Source organism: Dyadobacter sp. 22481, assembly GCF_052044875.1.
In the GTDB taxonomy this organism is placed as follows: domain Bacteria; phylum Bacteroidota; class Bacteroidia; order Cytophagales; family Spirosomataceae; genus Dyadobacter; species Dyadobacter endophyticus.
In genome coordinates this window covers 1,426,079-1,447,116 of the sequence record NZ_JBQENV010000003.1, presented here as the reverse complement: position 1 = coordinate 1,447,116, position 21,038 = coordinate 1,426,079, and the positions used below count along the sequence as shown (strand labels likewise).

General features: G+C 51.6%; 18 protein-coding genes. 15 read left to right on the top strand and 3 right to left on the bottom strand.

Annotation, left to right across the window (positions count from 1 at the left end; translation table 11 throughout):
• Positions 1-14: 14 nt before the first annotated feature.
• The 13 genes from ACTJJJ_RS24795 to ACTJJJ_RS24735 all read left to right on the top strand — a co-directional run bounded on the left by ACTJJJ_RS24795 (position 15) and on the right by ACTJJJ_RS24735 (position 15,764).
• A complete protein-coding gene (locus tag ACTJJJ_RS24795) occupies positions 15-590 on the top strand; it encodes a carboxymuconolactone decarboxylase family protein (RefSeq protein ID WP_440703329.1) in 576 nt (191 codons plus the stop codon).
• A gap of 18 nt (positions 591-608) precedes the next feature.
• Positions 609-3,395, top strand: coding sequence for a TonB-dependent receptor (locus tag ACTJJJ_RS24790; protein ID WP_440703328.1), 2,787 nt, complete (start codon positions 609-611; stop codon positions 3,393-3,395).
• 6 nt (positions 3,396-3,401) lie between these two features.
• Positions 3,402-4,628, top strand: a complete 1,227-nt coding sequence (locus ACTJJJ_RS24785) for an MFS transporter (protein WP_440703327.1) — start codon at positions 3,402-3,404, stop codon at positions 4,626-4,628.
• 137 nt (positions 4,629-4,765) lie between these two features.
• Positions 4,766-5,908 (top strand): DUF3179 domain-containing (seleno)protein, encoded by a 1,143-nt coding sequence (locus tag ACTJJJ_RS24780; protein WP_440703326.1) that lies wholly within the window; start codon positions 4,766-4,768, stop codon positions 5,906-5,908.
• 69 nt (positions 5,909-5,977) lie between these two features.
• Entirely contained in the window at positions 5,978-8,188 is a 2,211-nt protein-coding gene (locus ACTJJJ_RS24775) for a TonB-dependent receptor family protein (protein ID WP_440703325.1), read from the top strand.
• A 248-nt stretch (positions 8,189-8,436) separates the two neighbouring features.
• Entirely contained in the window at positions 8,437-9,006 is a 570-nt protein-coding gene (locus tag ACTJJJ_RS24770; protein WP_188936686.1) for an RNA polymerase sigma factor, read from the top strand.
• 4 nt (positions 9,007-9,010) lie between these two features.
• A complete protein-coding gene (locus tag ACTJJJ_RS24765; RefSeq protein WP_440703324.1) occupies positions 9,011-9,709 on the top strand; it encodes an anti-sigma factor family protein in 699 nt (232 codons plus the stop codon).
• A gap of 23 nt (positions 9,710-9,732) precedes the next feature.
• A complete protein-coding gene (locus ACTJJJ_RS24760) occupies positions 9,733-10,302 on the top strand; it encodes an FHA domain-containing protein (protein ID WP_440703323.1) in 570 nt (189 codons plus the stop codon).
• A gap of 84 nt (positions 10,303-10,386) precedes the next feature.
• Positions 10,387-11,193 carry a hypothetical protein gene (locus tag ACTJJJ_RS24755; RefSeq protein ID WP_440703322.1) on the top strand — a complete coding sequence of 269 codons (807 nt, stop codon included), beginning with the start codon at positions 10,387-10,389 and terminating at the stop codon, positions 11,191-11,193.
• 24 nt (positions 11,194-11,217) lie between these two features.
• The gene (locus ACTJJJ_RS24750; RefSeq protein WP_440703321.1) at positions 11,218-11,793 is read left to right on the top strand and encodes an FHA domain-containing protein; all 576 of its coding nucleotides are present in this window, start codon (positions 11,218-11,220) and stop codon (positions 11,791-11,793) included.
• A gap of 7 nt (positions 11,794-11,800) precedes the next feature.
• Positions 11,801-12,844 carry a PP2C family protein-serine/threonine phosphatase gene (locus ACTJJJ_RS24745; RefSeq protein WP_440703320.1) on the top strand — a complete coding sequence of 348 codons (1,044 nt, stop codon included), beginning with the start codon at positions 11,801-11,803 and terminating at the stop codon, positions 12,842-12,844.
• A gap of 53 nt (positions 12,845-12,897) precedes the next feature.
• Positions 12,898-14,841: a serine/threonine-protein kinase gene (locus ACTJJJ_RS24740; RefSeq protein ID WP_440703319.1), complete on the top strand. Its 1,944-nt coding sequence runs from the start codon at positions 12,898-12,900 to the stop codon at positions 14,839-14,841.
• Positions 14,842-14,882: 41 nt separating this feature from the next.
• A complete protein-coding gene (locus ACTJJJ_RS24735; RefSeq protein ID WP_440703318.1) occupies positions 14,883-15,764 on the top strand; it encodes a caspase family protein in 882 nt (293 codons plus the stop codon).
• A gap of 6 nt (positions 15,765-15,770) precedes the next feature.
• Here ACTJJJ_RS24735 and ACTJJJ_RS24730 read toward each other — a convergent pair whose 3' ends face one another.
• From ACTJJJ_RS24730 to ACTJJJ_RS24720, 3 genes are all read right to left on the bottom strand, one after another.
• The gene (locus ACTJJJ_RS24730; RefSeq protein ID WP_440703317.1) at positions 15,771-17,459 is read right to left on the bottom strand and encodes a hypothetical protein; all 1,689 of its coding nucleotides are present in this window, start codon (positions 17,457-17,459) and stop codon (positions 15,771-15,773) included.
• A complete protein-coding gene (locus tag ACTJJJ_RS24725; RefSeq protein WP_188936660.1) occupies positions 17,459-17,992 on the bottom strand; it encodes an RNA polymerase sigma factor in 534 nt (177 codons plus the stop codon). Before ACTJJJ_RS24725 ends, ACTJJJ_RS24730 begins: the two co-directional genes overlap by 1 nt.
• Before the next feature lie 66 nt (positions 17,993-18,058).
• Entirely contained in the window at positions 18,059-18,850 is a 792-nt protein-coding gene (locus ACTJJJ_RS24720) for a hypothetical protein (RefSeq protein ID WP_440703316.1), read from the bottom strand.
• 192 nt (positions 18,851-19,042) lie between these two features.
• Here ACTJJJ_RS24720 and ACTJJJ_RS24715 point away from each other — a divergent pair, with 192 nt between their 5' ends.
• Both ACTJJJ_RS24715 and ACTJJJ_RS24710 read left to right on the top strand, forming a co-directional pair.
• Positions 19,043-20,212: a glucuronyl esterase domain-containing protein gene (locus ACTJJJ_RS24715; protein WP_440703315.1), complete on the top strand. Its 1,170-nt coding sequence runs from the start codon at positions 19,043-19,045 to the stop codon at positions 20,210-20,212.
• Between the two features lie 101 nt (positions 20,213-20,313).
• The gene (locus ACTJJJ_RS24710; protein ID WP_188936654.1) at positions 20,314-21,030 is read left to right on the top strand and encodes a hypothetical protein; all 717 of its coding nucleotides are present in this window, start codon (positions 20,314-20,316) and stop codon (positions 21,028-21,030) included.
• Positions 21,031-21,038 lie beyond the last annotated feature (8 nt).

Sequence of the window (21,038 nt, the reverse complement as noted above, 5' to 3'; positions counted from 1 at the left end):
AAGCAAAAGCACTCATGCCACATATCCCACTACCGGAGCACTTGCCCGGCATTACCGGATTGCTGGAATACAGCCGGGTAACTGCCGAGCCTATACGTCAGCTGACGCAATTTATTTTGCGTGGCGAGAATTCGCTGACGCCCGCGGAGCGTGAACTGATCGCGACCATCGTATCGCATAACAATGAATGCCGGTTTTGCACTGCTGCACACACAGCTGCCGCGGATCTGCTGCTGGGGGAAACCGAAACTTGTGAGATCATGAAACAGGATATCGACGCAGCCCCGGTGAGCAGTAAAATGAAAGCTTTGTTGAAAATCGCGAAGCAGGTGCAGGTGAGCGGCAAGGCAGTAACGGCCGAATCGATAGCGAATGCTAAGGCGGAGGGTGCTACGGACTTGGAAATCCACGATACGGTACTAATCGCAGGCCTTTTTTGTCTTTACAACCGGTACGTCGACGGTATGGCTACCGTGGCGCCGGCTGACCCCCAATTTTATACCGGCCTTGGCCAACGTTTAGTGGACCACGGTTACAACCGGCTGACCAACGGTTACGACCATTTGAAAAAACAGAACCAACCTTCCTGATCTATTTAAATCGAACCTATGAAAAGAATTTTACCTCTTCTATACATCATCAGTGCTTTGTGCTTCACGCCGGGCGCCGCCGCGCAGATTGTGGAAGCGCAGAACACGAAAATTTCGGGCCATATCTTTGACAATGAGTCGCAAAAGCCGGTTTCGGGCGTTTCGGTTTCTGTCAAGGGCAAGAATACCGGTGCCGTTACCAATACTGAGGGTTATTTTGAATTAAAAACCAATATCCCCGCTACATTGATCATCTCGCTCGTGGGCTATGCGAGGCAGGAAAAAGAAGTGGCTTCTTCGGAAGCGTTGCGGATCAACCTGGTACCGTCCATCGAAGAGCTGAACCAGGTGGTGGTAACGGCTTCACGGGTAGAAGAGAGCATTTTGCGGTCGCCGGTGAGCATCGAAAAAATGGATTCCCGCGCAATTCAGCAGACGCCATCCGCCAATTTTTATGATGGTTTGGTAAACCTGAAATCGCTCGATATGGTAACGAGCAGCCTGACTTACAAGCAAATCAACACCCGCGGGTTCAATACAACGGGCAACAGCCGCTTTTTGCAACTCGTGGATGGAGTTGATAACCAGCCGTCCGGCCTTGGGTTTGCGATGGGCAATCTTTTCGGGCCGCACGATATCGATGTCGAAAGTGCGGAACTGATTCCCGGCGCAGCCTCCGCATTGTACGGCCCAATCGCATTCAACGGAATGCTCAATACACGCACCAAAAATCCATTTGAATACCAGGGACTGAGCGCCCAGACGAAGTTTGGTATCAATCACCTCGGCGATGGTACCGGCCTTGGAGCGAAGCCGCTTTACGACCTGGCTATCCGTTACGCGAAAGCCTTCAACAACAAACTCGCATTCAAAGTAAATGCATCTTATCTGAAAGGGACCGACTGGTATGCCAACGATTACACCGACATTGATCCGAATACCAACCCGGAAAATCGCGGTCCCAACAACCCCGGCCGGAATGCGTTGAACATCTACGGCGACGAAGTGGCGCAGACATTGCCGAACATCGGCCGCGTGTCGCGCACGGGTTACGAGGAAAAAGACCTCGCTACCTATGGTGTTTACAGCCTGAAACTGAGCGGTGCGCTGCATTACCGCATCACCGACAAGCTGGAAGCCATTTACCAGGGCAACTTCAACCAGGGAACGGCTCAGTATACCGGTTCAAACCGGTTTGTGATCAACGATTTCAAATTCGTGCAGCACAGGCTGGAACTCCGGGGAAGTAATTTCTACGTGCGTGCCTATACCAACCACGAGTATTCCACCAATTCCTACAATACCCGGGCCTTGGGCCAGCAGATCAACCGTAGCTGGGTGAAAGACCTCGCGGGCAACACCGTCGCTCCCAACAAAGCCGATTCGACCTGGTTTGCGAGGTATGCGGCAGCTTATAATGGCGCGGTTACCGGTGTCGCGCAGCAGAACCATACCGCCGCACGCGGCTTCGCCGATCAGGGGCGCATTGCGCCGGGTTCCGACGCATTTAATACAGCCAAAGACCAGTTGATTAAAACACGCGGATTGGCAGGTGCCGGTATTCTCAGCCAGTGCAGCCTGAATCACGTGGAAGGAATGTACGATTTCAGTTCACTTTTGAGAGTGGTCAATTTCCAGGTCGGCGCCAACTACCGGAAGTATTTTCTCAACACGGGCGGGACGCTTTTCGACGACAAGGATAAAAACCTGACCAACGAAGAGTACGGCGTTTTTGCCCAGGCTTCGAAATCGTTTTGGAAAGACCGTTTGAAACTGACCGTTTCGGGCCGTTACGACAAGAACGAGAACTTCGATGGCCGTTTCACGCCGCGTGCTTCCGCCGTTTTCTCCCCCAGCGAAAACCACCATTTCCGCGCATCTTACCAAACCGGCTTTCGCAACCCGACGATCGGCGATCAGTATATCAAGCTGAATGTTGGCCCGATCATCATTCTCGGCGGTGCGCCCGTCAATTCTGTGGGTTTGAATGCCTATTCCAACTCGGTGACGATTGCTTCGTTCTCACAATTTGCGGCGGCATTCGGAGCCGATATGCAAAAAGGAGTCCCGTTCCCCCAGGCCGTTGCGAACAACAAGGACAAGCTGGTGAAATCGAATGTGCCTTATATCAAATCGGAGAAAGTGAAAAGCTATGAGATTGGGTATAAGGGGCTGATTGCGAAACAACTGTTATTTGATGTGAACTATTATTACAGCCGGTATACTGATTTTATTATCAACACGGTGGTAGCTGCGGCGCCATCCAATATTTTGGCTGCCGACGGCTCGGTGAACCAGGAGGCCGCTATGCAGTTGCTGGGAGCGGGACGGCAGTTGTACCAGTTATATACCAATGCCAAAGACAAAGTGTCGATCCAGGGTGTAAGCGCCGGTTTTACCTACTCTTTACCTAAAAACTACAAAGTATCGGCGAATGCGACCTGGATCGATTTCAACATGGGCGAGGCCGATCCGAATAATATCCCGGCATTCAACACACCGAAATGGAAGTCCAATGTGATTTTCGGCAATTCACGCCTGACAGATCGCATCGGTTTCAATGTGGCCTGGCACTGGCAGGAAGCATTCGATTGGTACGGCACATTTACCGAAATGCGTCCGGGGCGCGTGAATGCCTATAATTTGCTCGATGCGCAGGTTAGCTATCGCATTCCCAGCCTGAAAACGGTTGTAAAACTGGGTGGTTCCAATATCACCAACAAATACATCGTACAGGCATACGGCTCACCGGCTGTGGGAGGGTTGTATTATATCAGTCTGAATTTCGACCAACTTTTCCGCTAAACCGCTATGGAAACTCTGGAAATAACCCGCGTAGAATCCACCAGCGTAAGCCGGAAATGGCTTGCATTCGCGCTTTGTGTGGTCGCCTATACATTAAGCGGCACTGTCTCGACGCTGATGTCGGTATACCTGCCGGTAGCCATTCCCGAGCTGAAAGGTGCGGCGGTGAGTGAGGCGGAGCTGGGCGAGATAGGGGCGTATGTGAACGCGATATTTCTCTACGGATGGATGTGTGGCGGATTGCTGTTCGGCGTCGTAAGCGACCGGATCGGCCGGAAGAAATCGCTGACGCTGGTGACCGCATTGTACGGCGTTTCCACCTGCCTCGTTACCATCGTGCCCGATTGGTATTCCTTGCTTGCCATTCGTTTCGCAGCCGGAATGGGCGTGGGCGGCGTGCTGCTGATCACGACCGTGTATATTTCCGAAATATGGGATGTGCGTAGCAAGGCCGTAATCCTCGGCATTCTGGCGGTTTGCTTCCCCATCGGGATCGTAACCACCGGCAGTCTGAACCTGCTGTTTTCGGACTGGCGGACGGCATTCGGCATCGGATTGATCCCGGTTGTGGCGGCATTGCTGATCTTCCTGCTTTTGCCGGAATCGGATAGGTGGAAAGGTATAAAGCAAGTGAGGGATGGTCAGAAAGGTAGTGAGGGGATTTTCGACGCTGAAAACCGGCCTAATGTCATTAAAGGCTCACTGATTTTCGGTGCGGTGCTTATTGGACTTTGGGGGATATTCTCGTGGTTGCCTACGTGGGCGCAGTCGTTGCTCGCGAGCGGGCAGGACGGCCAGAAGGAGCGCGGGTTGCTGATGATCCTCCTCGGAATGGGCGGCATCACCGGCGGTATTTTTTCCGGCATTCTGATAAACCGGTTTGGCAAGAAAAATACACTGATAGCCACATTCACTGGCTGCGTAGTGCTATGCGGCGTGCTGTTTATCACCAACCGCACATTTTCCAGCATCATTTACATCGAAACGGCGATGCTGGCATTCTGCTTCGGGATCAGCCAGGGCGCATTGTCCAGCTACATTCCCGAGCTGTTTCCGGTTGCGGTGCGTGGCACGGCCACAGGTTTTTGTTTTAACGTCGGGCGGTTCTTTACCGCGACGGCGGTGTTTTTCATTGGCTCCCTGGTGACGGTGCTGGGTGGTTTCGGGAATGCCCTGCTGGTATTCTCGCTGCCTTTCCTGGTCGCGCTGTTTGTCACATTCAGAAGCAAATGAACGTGGTTTTGCGTATTATCATAGGTTAATATATTGGGCAAACGGGTTCGCCGCTTGGCGGACCCATTTCTTACAATTGCTACAATTCTTTTGGCGCGCTGCGCCTCTTCCACTGATTCTTTTTCGAAATATCCTATATGAAGAAGCTCTTTTACCTCGGAATTCTCGGTGTTATCCTCTACGAAATCGCGAAGGTCTACTTCATTATGCCCATGCCGGGCAGCCAGCAGATGAATAGCATTGATGCCGCCTATATACTCCATACATGGCGCTGGCCGCTACGGATATTGTTCTGGGCAATGGTTGTGGTCGGTGGGTTTTCAGTTTTTTCGGGTAAAATGAAATGGCTGCCTGCCATTTTTCTACTATTGGCGGCAGGCATTACTTACACGACGAACTTCGAAATGGCTGCGGATACGATGTTTTACCAACCTTCGCAGGTAATCCAGCACGATGCGGCTACTAATAAAGTAGATATGGACCGACTGGTGATCGGCGTGGAGCATAATGGCGAAGCAAAGGCCTATCCGATCCAATATATCGGCTACCATCATCAGGTGCGCGACGTGCTCGGCGGGAAGCCCATCATGGTAACCTATTGTACCGTATGCCGTACAGGCCGGGTTTTTGAGCCAATGGTCGATGGCAAACCGGAGGTTTTCAGGCTCGTGGGAATGGACCATTTCAATGCGATGTTCGAAGACGGCGAAACCGGCAGCTGGTGGCGGCAGGTCAACGGCGAGGCGATCGCCGGTCCGCTGAAAGGCAAAATGCTTCCCGAGCTTGCCAGTACCCAAACTTCATTGAGCCAATGGCTGAAACTGCATCCAAATAGCAAGGTAATGCAGCCCGACCCGGTTTATAAGGCCATATACGACTCCATGAGCCGCTACGAATCTGGTCGCGGGAAGTCGGCACTCACTAAAACCGACACGCTTCCGTGGAAAGAAAAATCGTGGGTAGTGGGCATTCAGGCCGGCGGCGCAGCCAAAGCATTCGACTGGAACCGCCTCAAAAAGGAGCGCATCATCAACAGCCAGGTAGGGCCGGCCGCCGTTGCTTTGGTACTCGGTGCCGACAACAACAGCTTTTTCGCATTCGATAAAGCAATCAATGAGCCATTCACATTCAGAAACGACACCATTTTTACCAAAACCGGCTCCCACGACCTACTCGGCAGACGCCTCACCGGCACCGGCAATGACCTGAAACGCATTAACGCCTACCAGGAGTTTTGGCACAGCTGGCGCACTTTCCACCCTGGTACCGAACAATACTAAATTGGCGGTCGGCCGCAACGGTGTCTTCACGGCTGGCCGCCGCCGTGGCATCAGAAAGTACAAACGCTAATGAAACAACTTTACTTAATTATCCTCATTCTCTGCACGCTTCTCCCAAGTGCCCAGGCGCAAACCGACAAAACGAAGGATTACGACAAAGTGCTTGACCTCAACGAAGTTACCGTAGGCGAACGCAAGAATACTATCCACACAGAACGCCTCCCCGACGTCCATAACACTTACATTACCGCCGGTAAAAAGAGCGAAGTGGTCCAGATCGACGGCGTGAACGGCAATATCGCGGAGAAAACGGGCCGGCAGATTTTTGCCAAAATCCCGGGCGTATTCGTGTACGATATGGACGGCAGCGGCAACCAGGTCAATATTTCCACCCGGGGCCTCGACCCGCACCGATCCTGGGAATACAACATCCGGCAGAACGGCATTATCACCAACTCCGACATGTACGGCTATCCCGCGAGCCACTACAGTCCGGCTATGGAATCGATCCAGCGCGTGGAGCTGGTAAGGGGAACATCCTCATTGCAATACGGCGCGCAGTTCGGCGGGATGATCAACTACGTGACTAAAAGCCCGGATACGACCAAAGCATTCACGTTCGAAACCGTTAATTCGGCAGGTTCTTTCGGGCTTTTCAGCTCCTACAATGCCATTGGCGGCAAGGTGGGCAAGCTGACCTACTCAGCCTATTACCAGAAGCGCCATTCCAACGGCTACCGGAAGAATGCGAAGTCCGACGCTGAGTCGCAGTATGTGAGCCTGATGTACGAATTCAGCAAATCGTTCCGCATCAAAGCAGAGCTGGGTCGCTCGGAATATGTATACCAAATCCCGGGGCCGCTGACCGACGCGATGTTTAAAGAAGACCCGCGCCAGTCGACCCGCTCGCGTAACTATTTCAATCCGGACATTTATGTGCCATCGATCGTCCTGGACTGGAAAATCAACCCGAATACGCAATTGAAACTGACCACCTCGGGCGTTTACGGCGCGCGGAACAGCGTGATGTTCGATGCATTCGCCAATGTTCCCGACACGATCAGCCGCGTTACCCATGCCTACCGCACGCGCCAGGTGGATATTGATCATTTCAAAAGCTTCACCTCCGAGCTGCGCCTTGTGCATCAGTACGATTTCCTCGGTTTCCGCCATGTGGTTTCGGGAGGCGTTCAGTACATGCACAACAAGCTCCGTCGCCGGCAATTGGGCAAAGGCACGACGGGCAGTGATTTCGACCTGTCGCTAACCGACCCTCAGTTCGGCCGCGATATGTACCTGACCACCGATAACATCGCCGTTTTTGTAGAAAACCTCATTTTCATTACCCCGCGACTGAGCGTTTCGCCAGGTGTACGTGTGGAGAAAGGCGGTACCGACATGACGGGCAAGATCACTTACTACGATCCGCAGAACCTGCCCAATACCATCAGGCACAGCTTCCCGCTCTTCGGGCTTAGCTCGCAATACAAGATCGGGGAGCATAGCAGGGCTTATGCAGGCTTCTCGCAGGCTTACCGCCCGGTGGTTTTCAAGGACATTATTCCCGGGTCGGTTTTGGAAAAGGTGGACAAAAACCTGAAAGATGCGACGGGCTACAACCTGGAAGCGGGTGTCGGCGGTAATATCAGAGATGTTTTGAAATATGATATCGGGCTGTTCCAGGTGATGATCAACCACCGGATGGGCACTGTGTCGATGAAGGACGAAAACGGGACCGCCTACCTGTACCGCACCACCACCGGCGACAGCAGAACCCGCGGCGTAGAGGCTTATCTTGAATACACAGCATTCAGGCAATACAATGGTGGCGAAGCCCAGACAGAACTCTCGTTTTTCACTTCCACATCCTATTTCGATGCCAGATACGTTCGCGGAACAGCCGTGTCTGGCGGTGAGAACAAAAGCGTATCCGGCAATCGTGTGGAAGGCGTTCCTACCTGGATTTCAAGAAACGGTATTCAATTTCAATATAAAAAACTCTCGGTAACTGCTCAATATAGTTACGTAAGCTCCAACTTCGCTAACCCGCTGAACACCGTGGAACCTTCTGCAAATGGTACTATCGGCAAAGTGCCGGGTTACGGTCTGCTCGACCTGAATGCGACGCTTTACCTCGGTCAGCATTACAAGCTGCGTTTCGGTATGAACAACATCACCAACAAGCAATACTTCACCAAACGTCCTACGATGTACCCCGGCGCCGGGGTTTGGAGCTCAGACGGCCGCAGCCTAGGGGTTTCGTTCGCGGTCAAGATTTAAGCGATAGCGCGAACGTAGACGTTCGCGCACGTTATTCGCAGGCCTCTGGCCGGTCACGTGTGCACGACCGGCCAGAGGCCTGCGAATATTAAGCACGAAGCGGAGCTTCGCGCATTCCTCGTTCGCTTTTTGTAACCGATGATGTATCTGATTGTTGTCTAATGATTTTATAATCAGTTTGTTATGAAGATTAAAAGGAAAATATTTTAAATTAATAGTGACGTTTCCCTCTTCTTCACGACTTACCTATGACAACAGAAATCGGTTCTCCGGATTTTCCATTGATCCAGGCTATCAAGAATGGCAATGAAAAGGCCCTCGGGCTTTTTTACAAGGATAATTTTGGTAAAATCCTGCACCTGGTACTGAAAAACAGCGGAAGCGATGACGACGCGCGCGACGTGTACCAGGATTGTATGATGGAGGTCGTTTTGCAGATCAGGGGTGGTCGGCTGGACCAGTTGAGCAGCAGGCTTTCTACCTATTTGTACTCGGTTTGCTATTACAAGTGGATCGACCGGCTGCGGCAGAAGGGAAAACAAATGCAGACGGGTTTCGACGAGGACCTGGAAACGGCGGTGATTGAAGAGGAGGACGACAGCACACCCTACCTGCCCGCGCTTGAAAAAGTGCTGGCACAAATAGGTGAAAAATGCATGCTGCTGCTGAAAGCCTTTTACTACGAAAAGCTGACGATGACGCAGATCGCTTCGAAGCTTGGTTTTGCGGATGAAAATTCTGCCAAAAGCCAGAAGAACAAGTGTATGGACAAAGCGCGGTTTCTGGGAAAAAATGTGCTGAAACAACATTACAGCTGACCCCATGGAAAACGAAGACAAAACCGAACGCATTGACCGCTACCTCGACGACATGCTGACGCCTGAGGAAAAGATCGCATTCGAAGCAGAAATGGCCGCCAATCCCGATTTTCGGTTCGAAATGGAAGCGCAGGAAGCCGTACGAAACCTCATCAGCAGCCAGGCAGAAAAAGAAGACCTCCGCCGAATGTTCACAACATTTCATCATGAATTGGATGCCCTACCGATCGCTGCGGACGAAAGCAGTTCGAAGAAGAAAAAAGGCATTCTGCGTAAACTGCAATGGAGCAACTGGTCATATTCAGCCATTGCAGCTTCTGTTGCGATCCTGATCATTGGCGTGTGGACTGTTTGGAATAACATAAACCCGGCGGGTAATATTGCAACTGGTAACCAGGAAATCCGCGTGGACGAACGCAACGAGGTGTTCCGCGTGCCTTTGCTAAGCTGGAAAACCGTTGATTTCAAGCCTGTTTTGCAAGACAAGCAGCTGATCGACGCTACGATCATCAGAAGCAGGGAATACCGCTCACATTACCGCTTCAACGACATTCTTGAAATATACTCCGACAAGCTGACTGAAAAGCAGCAGAAGATCAGCATCGCGTACGATGTGGACACGAAGCAATACCGCCTCCATATCGGAAATAACAGTTACCCCATCCGCAAAACGGAGCAGATCACGCCATTGACCCAGCCCTGAGAACATTATAGCCCATTTCTACCATGAGTCCGCAGAAATTACGCATTGGCCGCAAGCCGGATAATGATATTGTGGTGGACCATCCGAGCGTGAGCGGCTACCACGCCCTGGCAACCCTCGGCCCCGACCATTCGGGGATTCTGGAAGACAACAACTCGTCGAACGGCACATTTGTGGACGGCGTTCGCATCCGGAAGACGCAGTTTACCCCGCGCAGCAGCATTCTGCTGGGCAAAATGCCTTTTGAGGCCAGCAAGATATTCCGCTTCGACAAGCAGCCCGACGATTACACCTTCGAGTTTGGAGAAATGCGCCCGGTCTGGCAAAAGCTTGAAGACGAGCGCGTGGCGATGATCGACATTCAGAAAAAGATCGACGTGATGCTCGCCATTCCGTACATCGGGCGGGTGATCATTTTGTTGATGAACAGACATTACGGGTTGGAAAACCGGCGTGTGAAATGGAAGGAAGATATACGCCGCCTGTGGGTATGCCCGGCCTGCCAACAACCGCTCCGCGACTACGACTGGCTGACATGGAACGATTGCGAGCACCTCAAAAAGTGCCCGAAATGCAAAGCAAGATGGTTTTAGAATTTTTTTCAAAAAAATCGGTGACCTTCTGAAAGCGGCTCCGATAAAGGTTCAAATGAATGAAAACTTCTAAAATCTACGACCATGTCAGAGCAAACCCAGATTATCGAAGAAGACAGCGAGCTGTTGCGGGAAGCAACCGTTACCCCTAAAAAATCAAAAGGCAAAGCCGGTACAGCCATCGCCGCGGGCGCTGCCGCGGGTATGGGCGCGATCGCGTACGACGCGTATGCGGGCGACGTGCATACGGGCGACGTGCATACGGGCGACGATTCTAAAAAGGATGAAACCACGCCGGGCGGCGTTCCGGCTGGCGATGATGAAGCGAAGTCGGACAGTACCGAATCCACTGCCCCTGCCGATACGGTCGTTGCGGAAAACAATCCGGTACAGGATTCGATCCCCGCCGGCCAGCCCAATGTGTTTCTCATACCCGACCACCTCAGCATTGTGAATGCGCCGGATGATATGAGTTTCAACGAGGCTTTCGCATGGTCGCGCGAGAAAGCCGGCCCGGCGCAGCTTTTTGAATGGAAAGGAGAGTTGTATCACACCTGCCATCCCAACGAGTATGCTGCATTACCGCAGGAAATGAAGGAGATTTTCCAGGATATGTGGCTGGATAATGCGTTCGGTTTTGCCGAACTGCCTGCCGAAGGCTCCATGGTGAGCTATGACTACGAGGTGGAGCCTGCGGTGGAGGAAGTAACAGACCCATCCGTAGCGACCGACTCAACTACTGATTCCACTGCAACAGATTCGACCGTGGTCGCCGAAGAGGACAGCGTGAGCATGGACACCGACGAATACGACATTGTGTACACCCAGGAGGATTACGACAGTGATTTCGACGGGCTGGACGAGTGGGTGAACCCGGAAGACATCGCGTAATAGCCACATTTAACCGCAACAACTATGATCGTTGTTTGTCCATCGTGCCAGGCTAGGCTGAGGGTCAATGAAAAGGCATTGTCGCCGCAGAACCCCGTGATTTCCTGCGTTCGCTGCCAGTCGCCCATCCGCATTGAACTGCCTGCGGCGGAGCGCCCGGCATTTGAAGAGGCTACCCTCATTTTCGAGCCCGCCGAGGTAGGCTGGGTGATCGTCCACGATGAATACACCGAATCACAAACGCTTCCCCTGAAACCCGGCTTGCAGATTGTGGGCCGGTTTTCGGAGAGTAAGCCTTGCGAAGTGATGATCCAATCGCAGGATCGGTATATGAGCCGGCGGCATCTGGTGATCGAGGTTGTGAAAAGTAAGGAAGGGGTGTACAAATACTGGGTTTCCGAACATCCCGATTGTACCAATCCTACATTCATCGATACCTATCCACTCAAACGCGGCACGACCGTCGAACTGGTCGATGGGGTCATTATGCAATTGGGTAAAACCAAAGTGGCATTGAAGACCGCCGCCGCTGCCGGAACTGCTCACAAGGCCGCCGAAACCGTGGCTAATACTGATTTTGCCAAAACAGTACTTTTCTGACGACGCTATGAAAATCCAGATAAATCAGCCCGTTCCGGTTCATGGACTGGGCAAACGGGCCAATAATGAAGACAACCTTTTCCCCCCGCCCGGGGCGGCTACTACCGCCGATACATTGTTTATGGTTTGCGACGGGGTAGGAGGCAGCGAAAAGGGTGAAATCGCGAGTGATCTCGCTTGTCGCTCCCTTTCAACTTATTATCAGCGCCACCGCATTACGGTGAGCGATGATACCGCGGTCCACAATGCCATCGCATTTGCCCAGGCGGAAATGGAAAGATATGGTAGAGAAAATCCCGGTTCGCAGGGAATGGCGACTACGCTCACGTTCCTGCACCTGCACGAGCGCGGGGCCACAGTAGCGCACATTGGAGACAGCCGCGTGTATCACGTGCGAAATGGAAAGGTGCTCTGGTGCACGCGTGACCATAGTTATGTGAACGACCTTGTAAAAGCGGGCGTGATCACCGAGGAACAGGCCCGCACGCACCCCCGCAGGAACGTGATCATGCGTGCGTTGCAAGGTGGCGACCCGGGTACCCAAGCCGATATCCACCACATTACAGACCTCGCAGCGGGCGACTATTTCTTTCTTTGCTCGGACGGTATTCTCGAAAGTTTAGATGAGCATGCATTGCTGGAAGTCCTTTCGGCACCCACGTCGGATCATGCCAAAATGGAGCAGGTGCGGAAGCTTTGCGAGCAATTTAGTAACGATAATTTTACCGCCTACCTCGTGCCGATCCAATCGGTGGAAATGCCGATGGTGGAGTTGCTGCCTTCCGAAGCAATGGCTCAAAAAACGGTTGGGAAAAAGGATTCTGCACGAAAACCCTTCGGCACGAACGTGTGGATCGTTTTCGCGGTGCTCATGTTCTCGTCGGGCTGGTACTTCTGGCACCACCGCACGCCCGAGCCGGTAAAACCCAAGCCTGTGCAGGTGGCCGTCGCCAAGGATTCGGTGATTGTATTGCACCCGGTGAAACCATCGAAATCGGTCAAGCAGGGGAAACAAAAAGGACATTCAAAAAAAGATAAAAAAATGCGGTGACCTCCTGCCGGAACCTCCGACAAAGGGCAAATGAACTTCAAAACCCTACGATCATGACTTACGACGAATTTTTAAAACGATACGAGTTCGATACCCAGGACCAGAAGGCAATGCTCGGCGCAGGAGGTTTCGGCTCGGTTTATAAAGCCTTCGATTCGGTGCAGAAACGGTTTGTGGCTATTAAAGTGGCTGAGGTGAAGCATGAGAAATTTAATTTGCTTTACGAGAAACAAATCGTCGACGAGCTCGATTCGCATGAGAATGTGGCGCGCTACGGCAATTGCTACCGGTTCCAGTTTATGCCTGTCCGTTACGATTTCGCGGTCCTTACCTTTTATCAGGAAGGCAATCTGGCCGATGTTTTGAAGAAATACGCATTAACCGTTCCCCAAAAACACCAGATTCTCGAAGGCATCCTCAAAGGCGTGGGACATTTGCACAAACACCACATTATCCACCGTGATATGAAGCCGCAGAATGTGCTCATGGACCGGCAGGGCGATCGCTGGGTGCCCAAACTGACCGATTTCGGATTGAGCAAGCTCGCCGACACCAATACGCGCTCGGTAGAAAATTCGTCGATCGGGCTCTCCATCGCCTATGCTGCCCCCGAACAAATCCAAAACCGCGAGATCAGGCATAATGTGGACTTGTGGGCGGTGGGCATCATCGCTTACCAGATGTTCGCAGGCGATTTGCCGTTCGATGCTTCGCGCTCGATGAGCCAGGAAAGCTGGAATCTGGAAGTGAGCAAGCTGATTGTAAAAGGCAAGGTTTCTGATAAGATCAGCCAGGTGCCGGAGCCGTTCAGGACCATGATCAAGAAATGCCTCGTGCCCGATAATGCGAAACGCGTGCAGCGTGCCGAGGAATTGCTCGAGATCCTGGGCAGCCCTTCCATCCAGCCTCAGGAGAAAAGACCCGTCAACGACGAAGGCACGATCCGGCTTGACGAGCCTTTCGCCAATACCAGGGAGCTGACGGTGCGCGCCGATCACCTCGTGCAGCTCGCCGCATCGAAAACAGGTTTTGAAAAAGAACAGACTTTACGCGATGCGATTGGGTTGTATGAAGAAATTCTCCGGCTCGACCCGGCACATATGCACGCACGGTACCAGATCGGCGAATGCAGCATCAAGCTGAAACAGAAAACGGGATTCAAAATACCGAGGATACTTTCAAAAAAAGGAATGATCGCAGCTGCGGCGGTGATGGTCGGAATGGGCCTGGTGTATTTTTTTTTATGGCGCTCTACTGCCCGTAAAGAGCTGGCTTGGGCGAAGTCTACAAACTATTCGAACATCCTTGCGGCCGATTCTGCGAACACTTACCAGCAGATGTTTCAAATACTTGACAAATACGCCGGTACGTTCGCGATGGACGACACTACCAACAACATCCTGGGCATATTTTACCAGAATGGCCGGGGAGGGGCGGTGCAGGATTATGAGAAAGCAATGGATTTCTATGAAAGAGGCGGTGATTTTGAATGGGCGAAATACAATATCGGCTATCTCCATTTCTGGGGCAAAGGAACGCTTAAAAACTTCGAAACTGCTGCGGAGTATTTCAAAGAAGCTTATGATAAAAAGCAGCTCACCGGCGCTGCCGATTACCTGGGATACATTTATGAAGAAGGCGGCTACGGTGTTACCAAGGATTACGCTCTGGCCAAAAACTGGTTTGAAAAAGCGGTAGCGGGCAATTCGAGCTACTCGCAATTTGAGCTTGGCAAAATGTACCAGATGGGGCTCGGGATGCCTGTGAACGAAGCCCGCGCCAAATATTATTACGGCCTGTCGGCCGGCCAGGGCAACCGCAATGCCCAACAGGCTTTGAATAATCTCAACCGTGGCCGCTCTAACGAAGCATTTGCGCACGCATCGAGCCCCTATCAGCCCGTTGCCAAACCGAAACAGCAACGCCCTAAAACCAATGCCGGGACATTCTGGGAAAAAGTGGGTACCGAGCTTTTCAAAGAAGCGTCAAGGAGATGATTGCATCTAAACCAAATCGAATATTTTTGACCTTTACTACAATGAAAAATATAACCAACATCCTGATTTTCATAGCCGTTGCCGCCGGGATATTCTACGGGTACAAATGGCTGAAAGGCGCCGATTTCTCGGGAAATGAAGGCAATACCTACGCCGTTGTTGTCGGAATCTCCGACTACCTCAATGGCTCCGATCCGCAGAGCGGTGTACAGGCCCAGCTCAACGACCTACGGTATTGCGACGACGACGCGCGTATATTCTATGATTTTCTCAGAAGCCCTGCGGGAGGGTCGGTGCCGGCCGAAAATATCGCACTGCTTATCGATAATCAGGCAAGTAAGTTGCAGATTATCAATCAAATGGAGGTGTTTTTTGCAAAATCCGGCCCCGACGACCGCGTTATCTTTTACTTCGCCGGTCACGGTGCCAATGGCTTCTTCGCGACTTACGATATCGATATGCGCAACATGAATACCAGCCTTAAACATAAAGAGGTGAAGGAGGTTTTCAGGAAATGCCGTGCGAAAACAAGGCTGTGTTTTGCAGACGCGTGCATGTCGGGCAGTATGAAAAACCGGGCACGGGAAGTTGTGGAAATGAAACCGGTGCCGGTATCGGTGCGGTCGTTTGAAGACGAAGAGTCGGGTCTGGTAGTGCTGATGGCGGCGAGATCGTATCAGTATTCCAGCGAGAATGTCAGCATTGGGCATGGATACTTTACGAAGTTTCTGGTGGACGGCCTGCAAGGCGGCGCTGACAAGAATAAGGACGAGTTGGTGACGATCAAAGAGGCATTTGACTACCTGTACCTGCACCTGGCGTCGCTTCCTAAAAGCGGACCGGAAGATAAAGGTCAAGTCCCGGTGATTTTCGGGAAATATGACCCGGATATGCCGGTAGCGAAGCTGAAAGGGGCAGCCTGAGCTTGGCTATTTAAGCAGAAACCTGATCGAACCCTGAACATTGGTAGATTTAACACTTTCGAGGTCATTCGCAGACAGGTTTGATACGGGGATAATGAACGTAATGCCGGCCTGCAACCGACCCTTGAATACCGTCCGTGACCGGAATAGTATCCCGGCACGGATGTTCCATTGTTGCGGGCGAATGTACGATTGCAGCGCATCCCGGCCTTTGACCGTTAAATGCGCTTCGGGAGAGACATTCCCCTGGAACTCGATTTCTTTTCGTAGCAATGCGGCCGTGTACCTGGCATAGGACATTCCACCTACCAAAGCAAGCCCGTAGGTTGCCTGATATTGATATTGAAGGGAAAAGTTTATTCCCAATGCCTTGATGAAATTGGTATTACGGTAAACCGGGTTGAAGGTCGAATCTGTGATACGCAATGTATCTACCCGTTGGGCGACTACCTGTTTATCGCCAAAATAGGAATGCATCGGGTTAAATATAAAAGTCGCGGTGTGCTTGTTCCAGCTTTTTGAGACAAAAACACTTGGGACCGCCAGTCGGAGCGGATGCTTGATACTGTCGGCGCCGGTGAGCATGTAGTTCGTCGAAACAATAGATCGGTTAATGTTCCATTCGGGCCCGAAATGGACGTCCTGCCATATCGAACTGCGGGATTTGACCGGTGGTTGCGGCGTATTTGGAAAAACAGGCTTTTTCACAAGCCTGCCCAGCCCATTGTACTTGCTCTCAAAACGGCCGGAAAGCGATGCCAGGTTGTTGAGCGATATTTGTGCAGGTGCCGCAGGGGTATTTTTTTCAAGGCTAAAAGATGGAATAGTTTCTTGCACTGCCTGTCCGGAGCTCAGTTTGTTTGCCGGAGGGGCGGTGCTGTTTTGTCTGGTAATATGGCCGGGAAATACGCTATTTTCGGTTTCCCGGGTAACGCGGCCGGAGAATGCGCCGGGTTCATTTCTGTTTTCGTGGGCAGCACGGCCGGGAAATGCGTCCTGCTGGTCCTCGCGTACGCCCGCTGCGACGCTTGTATCTCGCGGGCGCGTGGTGCGGGCTTGTGCGGCACCCGTACGCATGCGGGGAGAACTGGCCGGAGGGGTTACCGAACGTTTGCTTTTGTCTTCAATGCGCCGATTTCCGGAAATGGCGGGATTCTCAGGGGCAACATTTGAAGCATCCCGACCCGCTGCTCCGACGGCTCCTGGCGCGTGGGTAATTTTTGACGGAATAGTTTCGGGCGATGTAGTCGTAGACGGTATTTTTTGGGACGACGGTGTTTCGGAAGTTAGTGCTTCGGACGGCGATGTCTCGGATGGACTGGTTGTGCTAATGCCGGTATGTTCCGTGCCGGGTTTCAAAGCATTTGTTTTTAAATCCGTATGATCTGACGCAGAGTCATGAATGTTGGAATTAATGGATTGATTTTCAGTGTGTTTTTGATTTTTTGTTTCCGCATTTAAGACAATCAATGCAACTACCGCGGATGTGACTACGACCGAAGCACCAATAAGCAATCCTTTGAACCTGGCTATCGCTTTCCAGACATTCGAAAGCTGGCTTTGATCGTTAGCTCCCTCGACTGGACCGGTCGCCAGCATATCGCTCATACTTGCCCACGCATCGTCCGCCGGGATTTCGGGGTCCGGCAACGGCTCGTTGAGAAATTTGTTGATATGTTTGTCGTTCCTTTTCATCAGAGGAGGTTTTCGAAAATTACTTTCAGCCGGTTCCTGCTCTCGCTTAAATGCCACTTGACGGTGCCTTCGCTGATGGCCAGCGAGCTCGCTATCTCTTTCACCGGGAATCCATCCATATAATACAAACTACAAATCCGGCGTGTGGCAACGGGCAATTGCATGAGGTACACGTGGATGTCGTTCGCCGAGAGTTGTTCAAACGGGTTTTCCTGGGATTCAAAGCCCATGCTATCCTCAATTTCCACGTAGTCGAATGCCTGTGTCTTCCGGTCGCGGAGCAGGGTGAGGGCGGCATTGCGGACGGTGGTGTACATCCAGCTGAAAAACTCACCCTTTGCCGCGTCGTACTGATCGATGTTCGCGAACACTTTCAGCATACCGTTGTTGATCGCCGTTATGATGTCGTGTTTGTCCTCAAAAAAGTTTTTACAAAGCGCAAACAGGACAGGGTAAAATTGCCGGTACAATTTTTCCTGACTCTGGCGCTCCCGCCGCCTGCAACCCGCCAATATCTGGTTTAATGAATCCAAATTGTATTGAAATGCCTGACCGGCATTATGCGGGCCGGTCAGGCTGGTTTATTTCAATGAGAAACTTTATAACGTTTTGGTTGTGAACACCACGCCACTGTCGTAAGGCCACGTAAATTCGAAATGTTTACCGGTTTTCTTAAACGAGCCCCTGTAAGTTTTGTTCTGGAAACGGATTTCGAAGTTCTTCGTGTAATTTTCTACATTGATATAGCCCGCAGTAAGGAAAGCTTTCGCCGTGGTTTTGCCTGAATCGCACCGATTTCCTGCGACCACACCTTTTACATCCACAGTAAGGCCGTTGCCTGGTTCGGGCCAGTGGATTTGCAGGTAGCTATTGCTGCATTCGTACTGTTTGGCAGTGGCTATTCTGATTCCCAGGAAATTGGCCGTGTCGGGATTGGATGTCGGTGTCAGGTAGAGCTGGTCGCCTTCCTGGATCGCCTGATCGTAGTTCGGGATGGTATTGATGCTCCCTTTGACGACCACATCCAGGTACGCTGTGTCGGTACCGAGGCTATCGACCGCCAGTACACGGTAATTGCCCGGGTTTTGAAACGTTACAACGGCGCTGGTTCCGTGGTTGTTTAGCACAAATTCGAACGGAACGGTACGCCACACTACTTTCTGTTTTTTCCCGCCGACAAATTTAAATGTAGCAGGCTGCCTGGCACGGATCGTGTCGGGATTGTCGAGTACGATATACGGCTTCACGGTTCCTGCCGTATCGGTACTATCCGTCCCCGTCCTCGCCGAAACCGGCACCGGCGCATTCTCTTCCATTTTTCCCCGTTCGCAGGCGACCAGCTGGATCAGCAGCAATGCAATGCACAATACCAGCCATTTTTCTGTTCTCATGACCATCAGTGTTTAAATTATTAGAATAATAAATCAGGAGAAGCGCTTCCAATAAAATAAACTACAATGGGTGGCCGGGAGGTTGGGTGGTTTAGGAAAAAAATATTCGGAAAGCCGATTAATATGCGCTTTGTCAGTAAATACCAGTTATTTGCGCGTTTTATTTTGAAATGAATACCCCAATTACTTTTCATGAAACAAATAGCACTTTTCTGTCTCCTGCTAATTTCCTGTCCGGTATTTGCCCAGAACTACGACGAGGCGAAAGTTCCGCATTACACGCTGCCCGATGTACTGAAAACCACTTCGGGAAAGAAAATCCGTAGTGACGAAAAATGGGAGAAATCGAGAAGGCCGGAAGTGCTAAGGCTTTTCGAAGACCACATTTACGGGAAAATGCCGACCGGTTACGACAGTATCCGCTACGCATTGACGGAAGACGACCGCCCGGTCATGGACGGGAAAGCGGTTTTGAAACAGGTGGGGGTCACGGTTTTCAAAAAAAAGAATTCAGTACAGATTAATGTTGTGCTTTTCGTGCCCACGCAGGTGAAGAAGCCGGTACCGGTTTTTTTGCTGATCAATAACCGGGGAAAAGAGAATACCGACCCGACAAGGGTGAAAAAGAGCGAGTTCTGGCCTGCTGAAATGGTGATCGACAGTGGCTTTGCGATCGCGGCGTTCCATGTGAGCGATCTTGCGCCTGATAATAAGGATACCTATATGACGGGCGTTTTGCAAAAACTCTATCCCGAGCAATTGAAAATGGACAATGGCATGAAGGCCATCGGGGCGTGGGCGTGGGGTGCGAGCCGCGTGATGGATTATTTTGAGACGGACAAGGATATAGATGCCAAAAAGGTCATTGTAGTAGGACATTCGCGGGGAGGAAAAACGTCTTTGTGGGCGGCCGCGCAGGACCGGCGCTTTGCCGCTTGCGTCACCAACTGCTCAGGAAATACGGGTGCGGCCCTTGCCCGGCGTCAGTTCGGCGAGCGGATCAGCCGTATCAATACGACCTTCCCGCATTGGTTTAACAATAATTACAAGAAATATAACGACAAGGAAAATGCCCTGCCTGTGGACCAGCATATGCTCATCGCACTCATCGCGCCGCGGCCAGTGTATGCGACTAATGCTTCCAAAGACCTTTGGGCCGACCCCAGGGGTACATTTCTGGCATTGAAAGCCGCCGAACCGGTGTATGCCTTGTATGGGATCAAGTCGGAATTACCCAAAGACCCGCCCGGGATCGATAAGCCCACTATCGGTCCGCACTTCGGCTACCATAACCGGGAAGGCGAGCATAATATGACAGCCTACGATTGGGGGAATTTTATCCGGTTTGCAAAAAAATTCTAAAGTTTCTGATAGTTGATATGGGTTAAGTGCAACGGTTTGAATTAGATTTGGCTCTAAGTAACCGATGTATCTCTATTCCCCTCTATTTACTGTCAGTATTTATGTTTCAAAAGTTTACGATCACTTCGCTGTTCGGTTTATTGCTCATTGCGGGCTGTGCCCCGAAAATCAAAACAAAAATTTCTCAAAAGTACGAGCCGCTCGATTTCAGGGAAGAGGTTTGGGTGCTGCCGAATGACTCTACCGGTGTGGGCCTGGCAGAAGTGCTGGGGACGGTGAAGGTTGGTGATGCAGGCATGACAACCAATTGCAGCTATACCGTGGTGCTGGAAAAAGCCAAAGAAGAGGCCAGAAAGTCGGGCGGTAATGCAGTGCGGGTCATCGAGCATAAAACTCCGGACTTTATGAGTTCCTGTCACCGCATCACCGCGGAGGTTCTGAGGATCAACACGGACCAGATTGCCGCACTGAAACAAGTCGAAACGGAAGCCGATTCGCTGATCGATCATGCTATTCTCTATGTTTACCGTAACGGCGGTGCCGGGGCGTTGGTCAGCTACAATCTGAGTCTGGGTGATTCGATAATATGCCGTGTCACGAATAAATTCCGCCAGAAAATCGAAATACGGAAGGAGGGCGCGCAGGAACTTTGGGCTAAAACCGAGTCGAAAGCGTCGATACCCATCGACATTAAAAAAGGCCGCACCTATTACATACGCTGCGGTGTCGGAATGGGCGTGGTAGTAGGCCGCCCAACCCTTGATCTGGTTGATCGCCGGACGGGCAAGATCGAATATATTGGCAAAAAACGTAAATAAGCCCTTCC

Bases quoted from the DNA above. Each gene is read 5' to 3' on its own strand.
- ACTJJJ_RS24795 (WP_440703329.1), top strand. From the start codon at position 15: ATGCCACATATCCCACTACCGGAGCACTTGCCCGGCATTACCGGATTG.
- ACTJJJ_RS24790 (WP_440703328.1), top strand. From the start codon at position 609: ATGAAAAGAATTTTACCTCTTCTATACATCATCAGTGCTTTGTGCTTC.
- ACTJJJ_RS24785 (WP_440703327.1), top strand. From the start codon at position 3,402: ATGGAAACTCTGGAAATAACCCGCGTAGAATCCACCAGCGTAAGCCGG.
- ACTJJJ_RS24780 (WP_440703326.1), top strand. From the start codon at position 4,766: ATGAAGAAGCTCTTTTACCTCGGAATTCTCGGTGTTATCCTCTACGAA.
- ACTJJJ_RS24775 (WP_440703325.1), top strand. From the start codon at position 5,978: ATGAAACAACTTTACTTAATTATCCTCATTCTCTGCACGCTTCTCCCA.
- ACTJJJ_RS24770 (WP_188936686.1), top strand. From the start codon at position 8,437: ATGACAACAGAAATCGGTTCTCCGGATTTTCCATTGATCCAGGCTATC.
- ACTJJJ_RS24765 (WP_440703324.1), top strand. From the start codon at position 9,011: ATGGAAAACGAAGACAAAACCGAACGCATTGACCGCTACCTCGACGAC.
- ACTJJJ_RS24760 (WP_440703323.1), top strand. From the start codon at position 9,733: ATGAGTCCGCAGAAATTACGCATTGGCCGCAAGCCGGATAATGATATT.
- ACTJJJ_RS24755 (WP_440703322.1), top strand. From the start codon at position 10,387: ATGTCAGAGCAAACCCAGATTATCGAAGAAGACAGCGAGCTGTTGCGG.
- ACTJJJ_RS24750 (WP_440703321.1), top strand. From the start codon at position 11,218: ATGATCGTTGTTTGTCCATCGTGCCAGGCTAGGCTGAGGGTCAATGAA.
- ACTJJJ_RS24745 (WP_440703320.1), top strand. From the start codon at position 11,801: ATGAAAATCCAGATAAATCAGCCCGTTCCGGTTCATGGACTGGGCAAA.
- ACTJJJ_RS24740 (WP_440703319.1), top strand. From the start codon at position 12,898: ATGACTTACGACGAATTTTTAAAACGATACGAGTTCGATACCCAGGAC.
- ACTJJJ_RS24735 (WP_440703318.1), top strand. From the start codon at position 14,883: ATGAAAAATATAACCAACATCCTGATTTTCATAGCCGTTGCCGCCGGG.
- ACTJJJ_RS24730 (WP_440703317.1), bottom strand. From the start codon at position 17,459: ATGAAAAGGAACGACAAACATATCAACAAATTTCTCAACGAGCCGTTG.
- ACTJJJ_RS24720 (WP_440703316.1), bottom strand. From the start codon at position 18,850: ATGAGAACAGAAAAATGGCTGGTATTGTGCATTGCATTGCTGCTGATC.
- ACTJJJ_RS24715 (WP_440703315.1), top strand. From the start codon at position 19,043: ATGAAACAAATAGCACTTTTCTGTCTCCTGCTAATTTCCTGTCCGGTA.
- ACTJJJ_RS24710 (WP_188936654.1), top strand. From the start codon at position 20,314: ATGTTTCAAAAGTTTACGATCACTTCGCTGTTCGGTTTATTGCTCATT.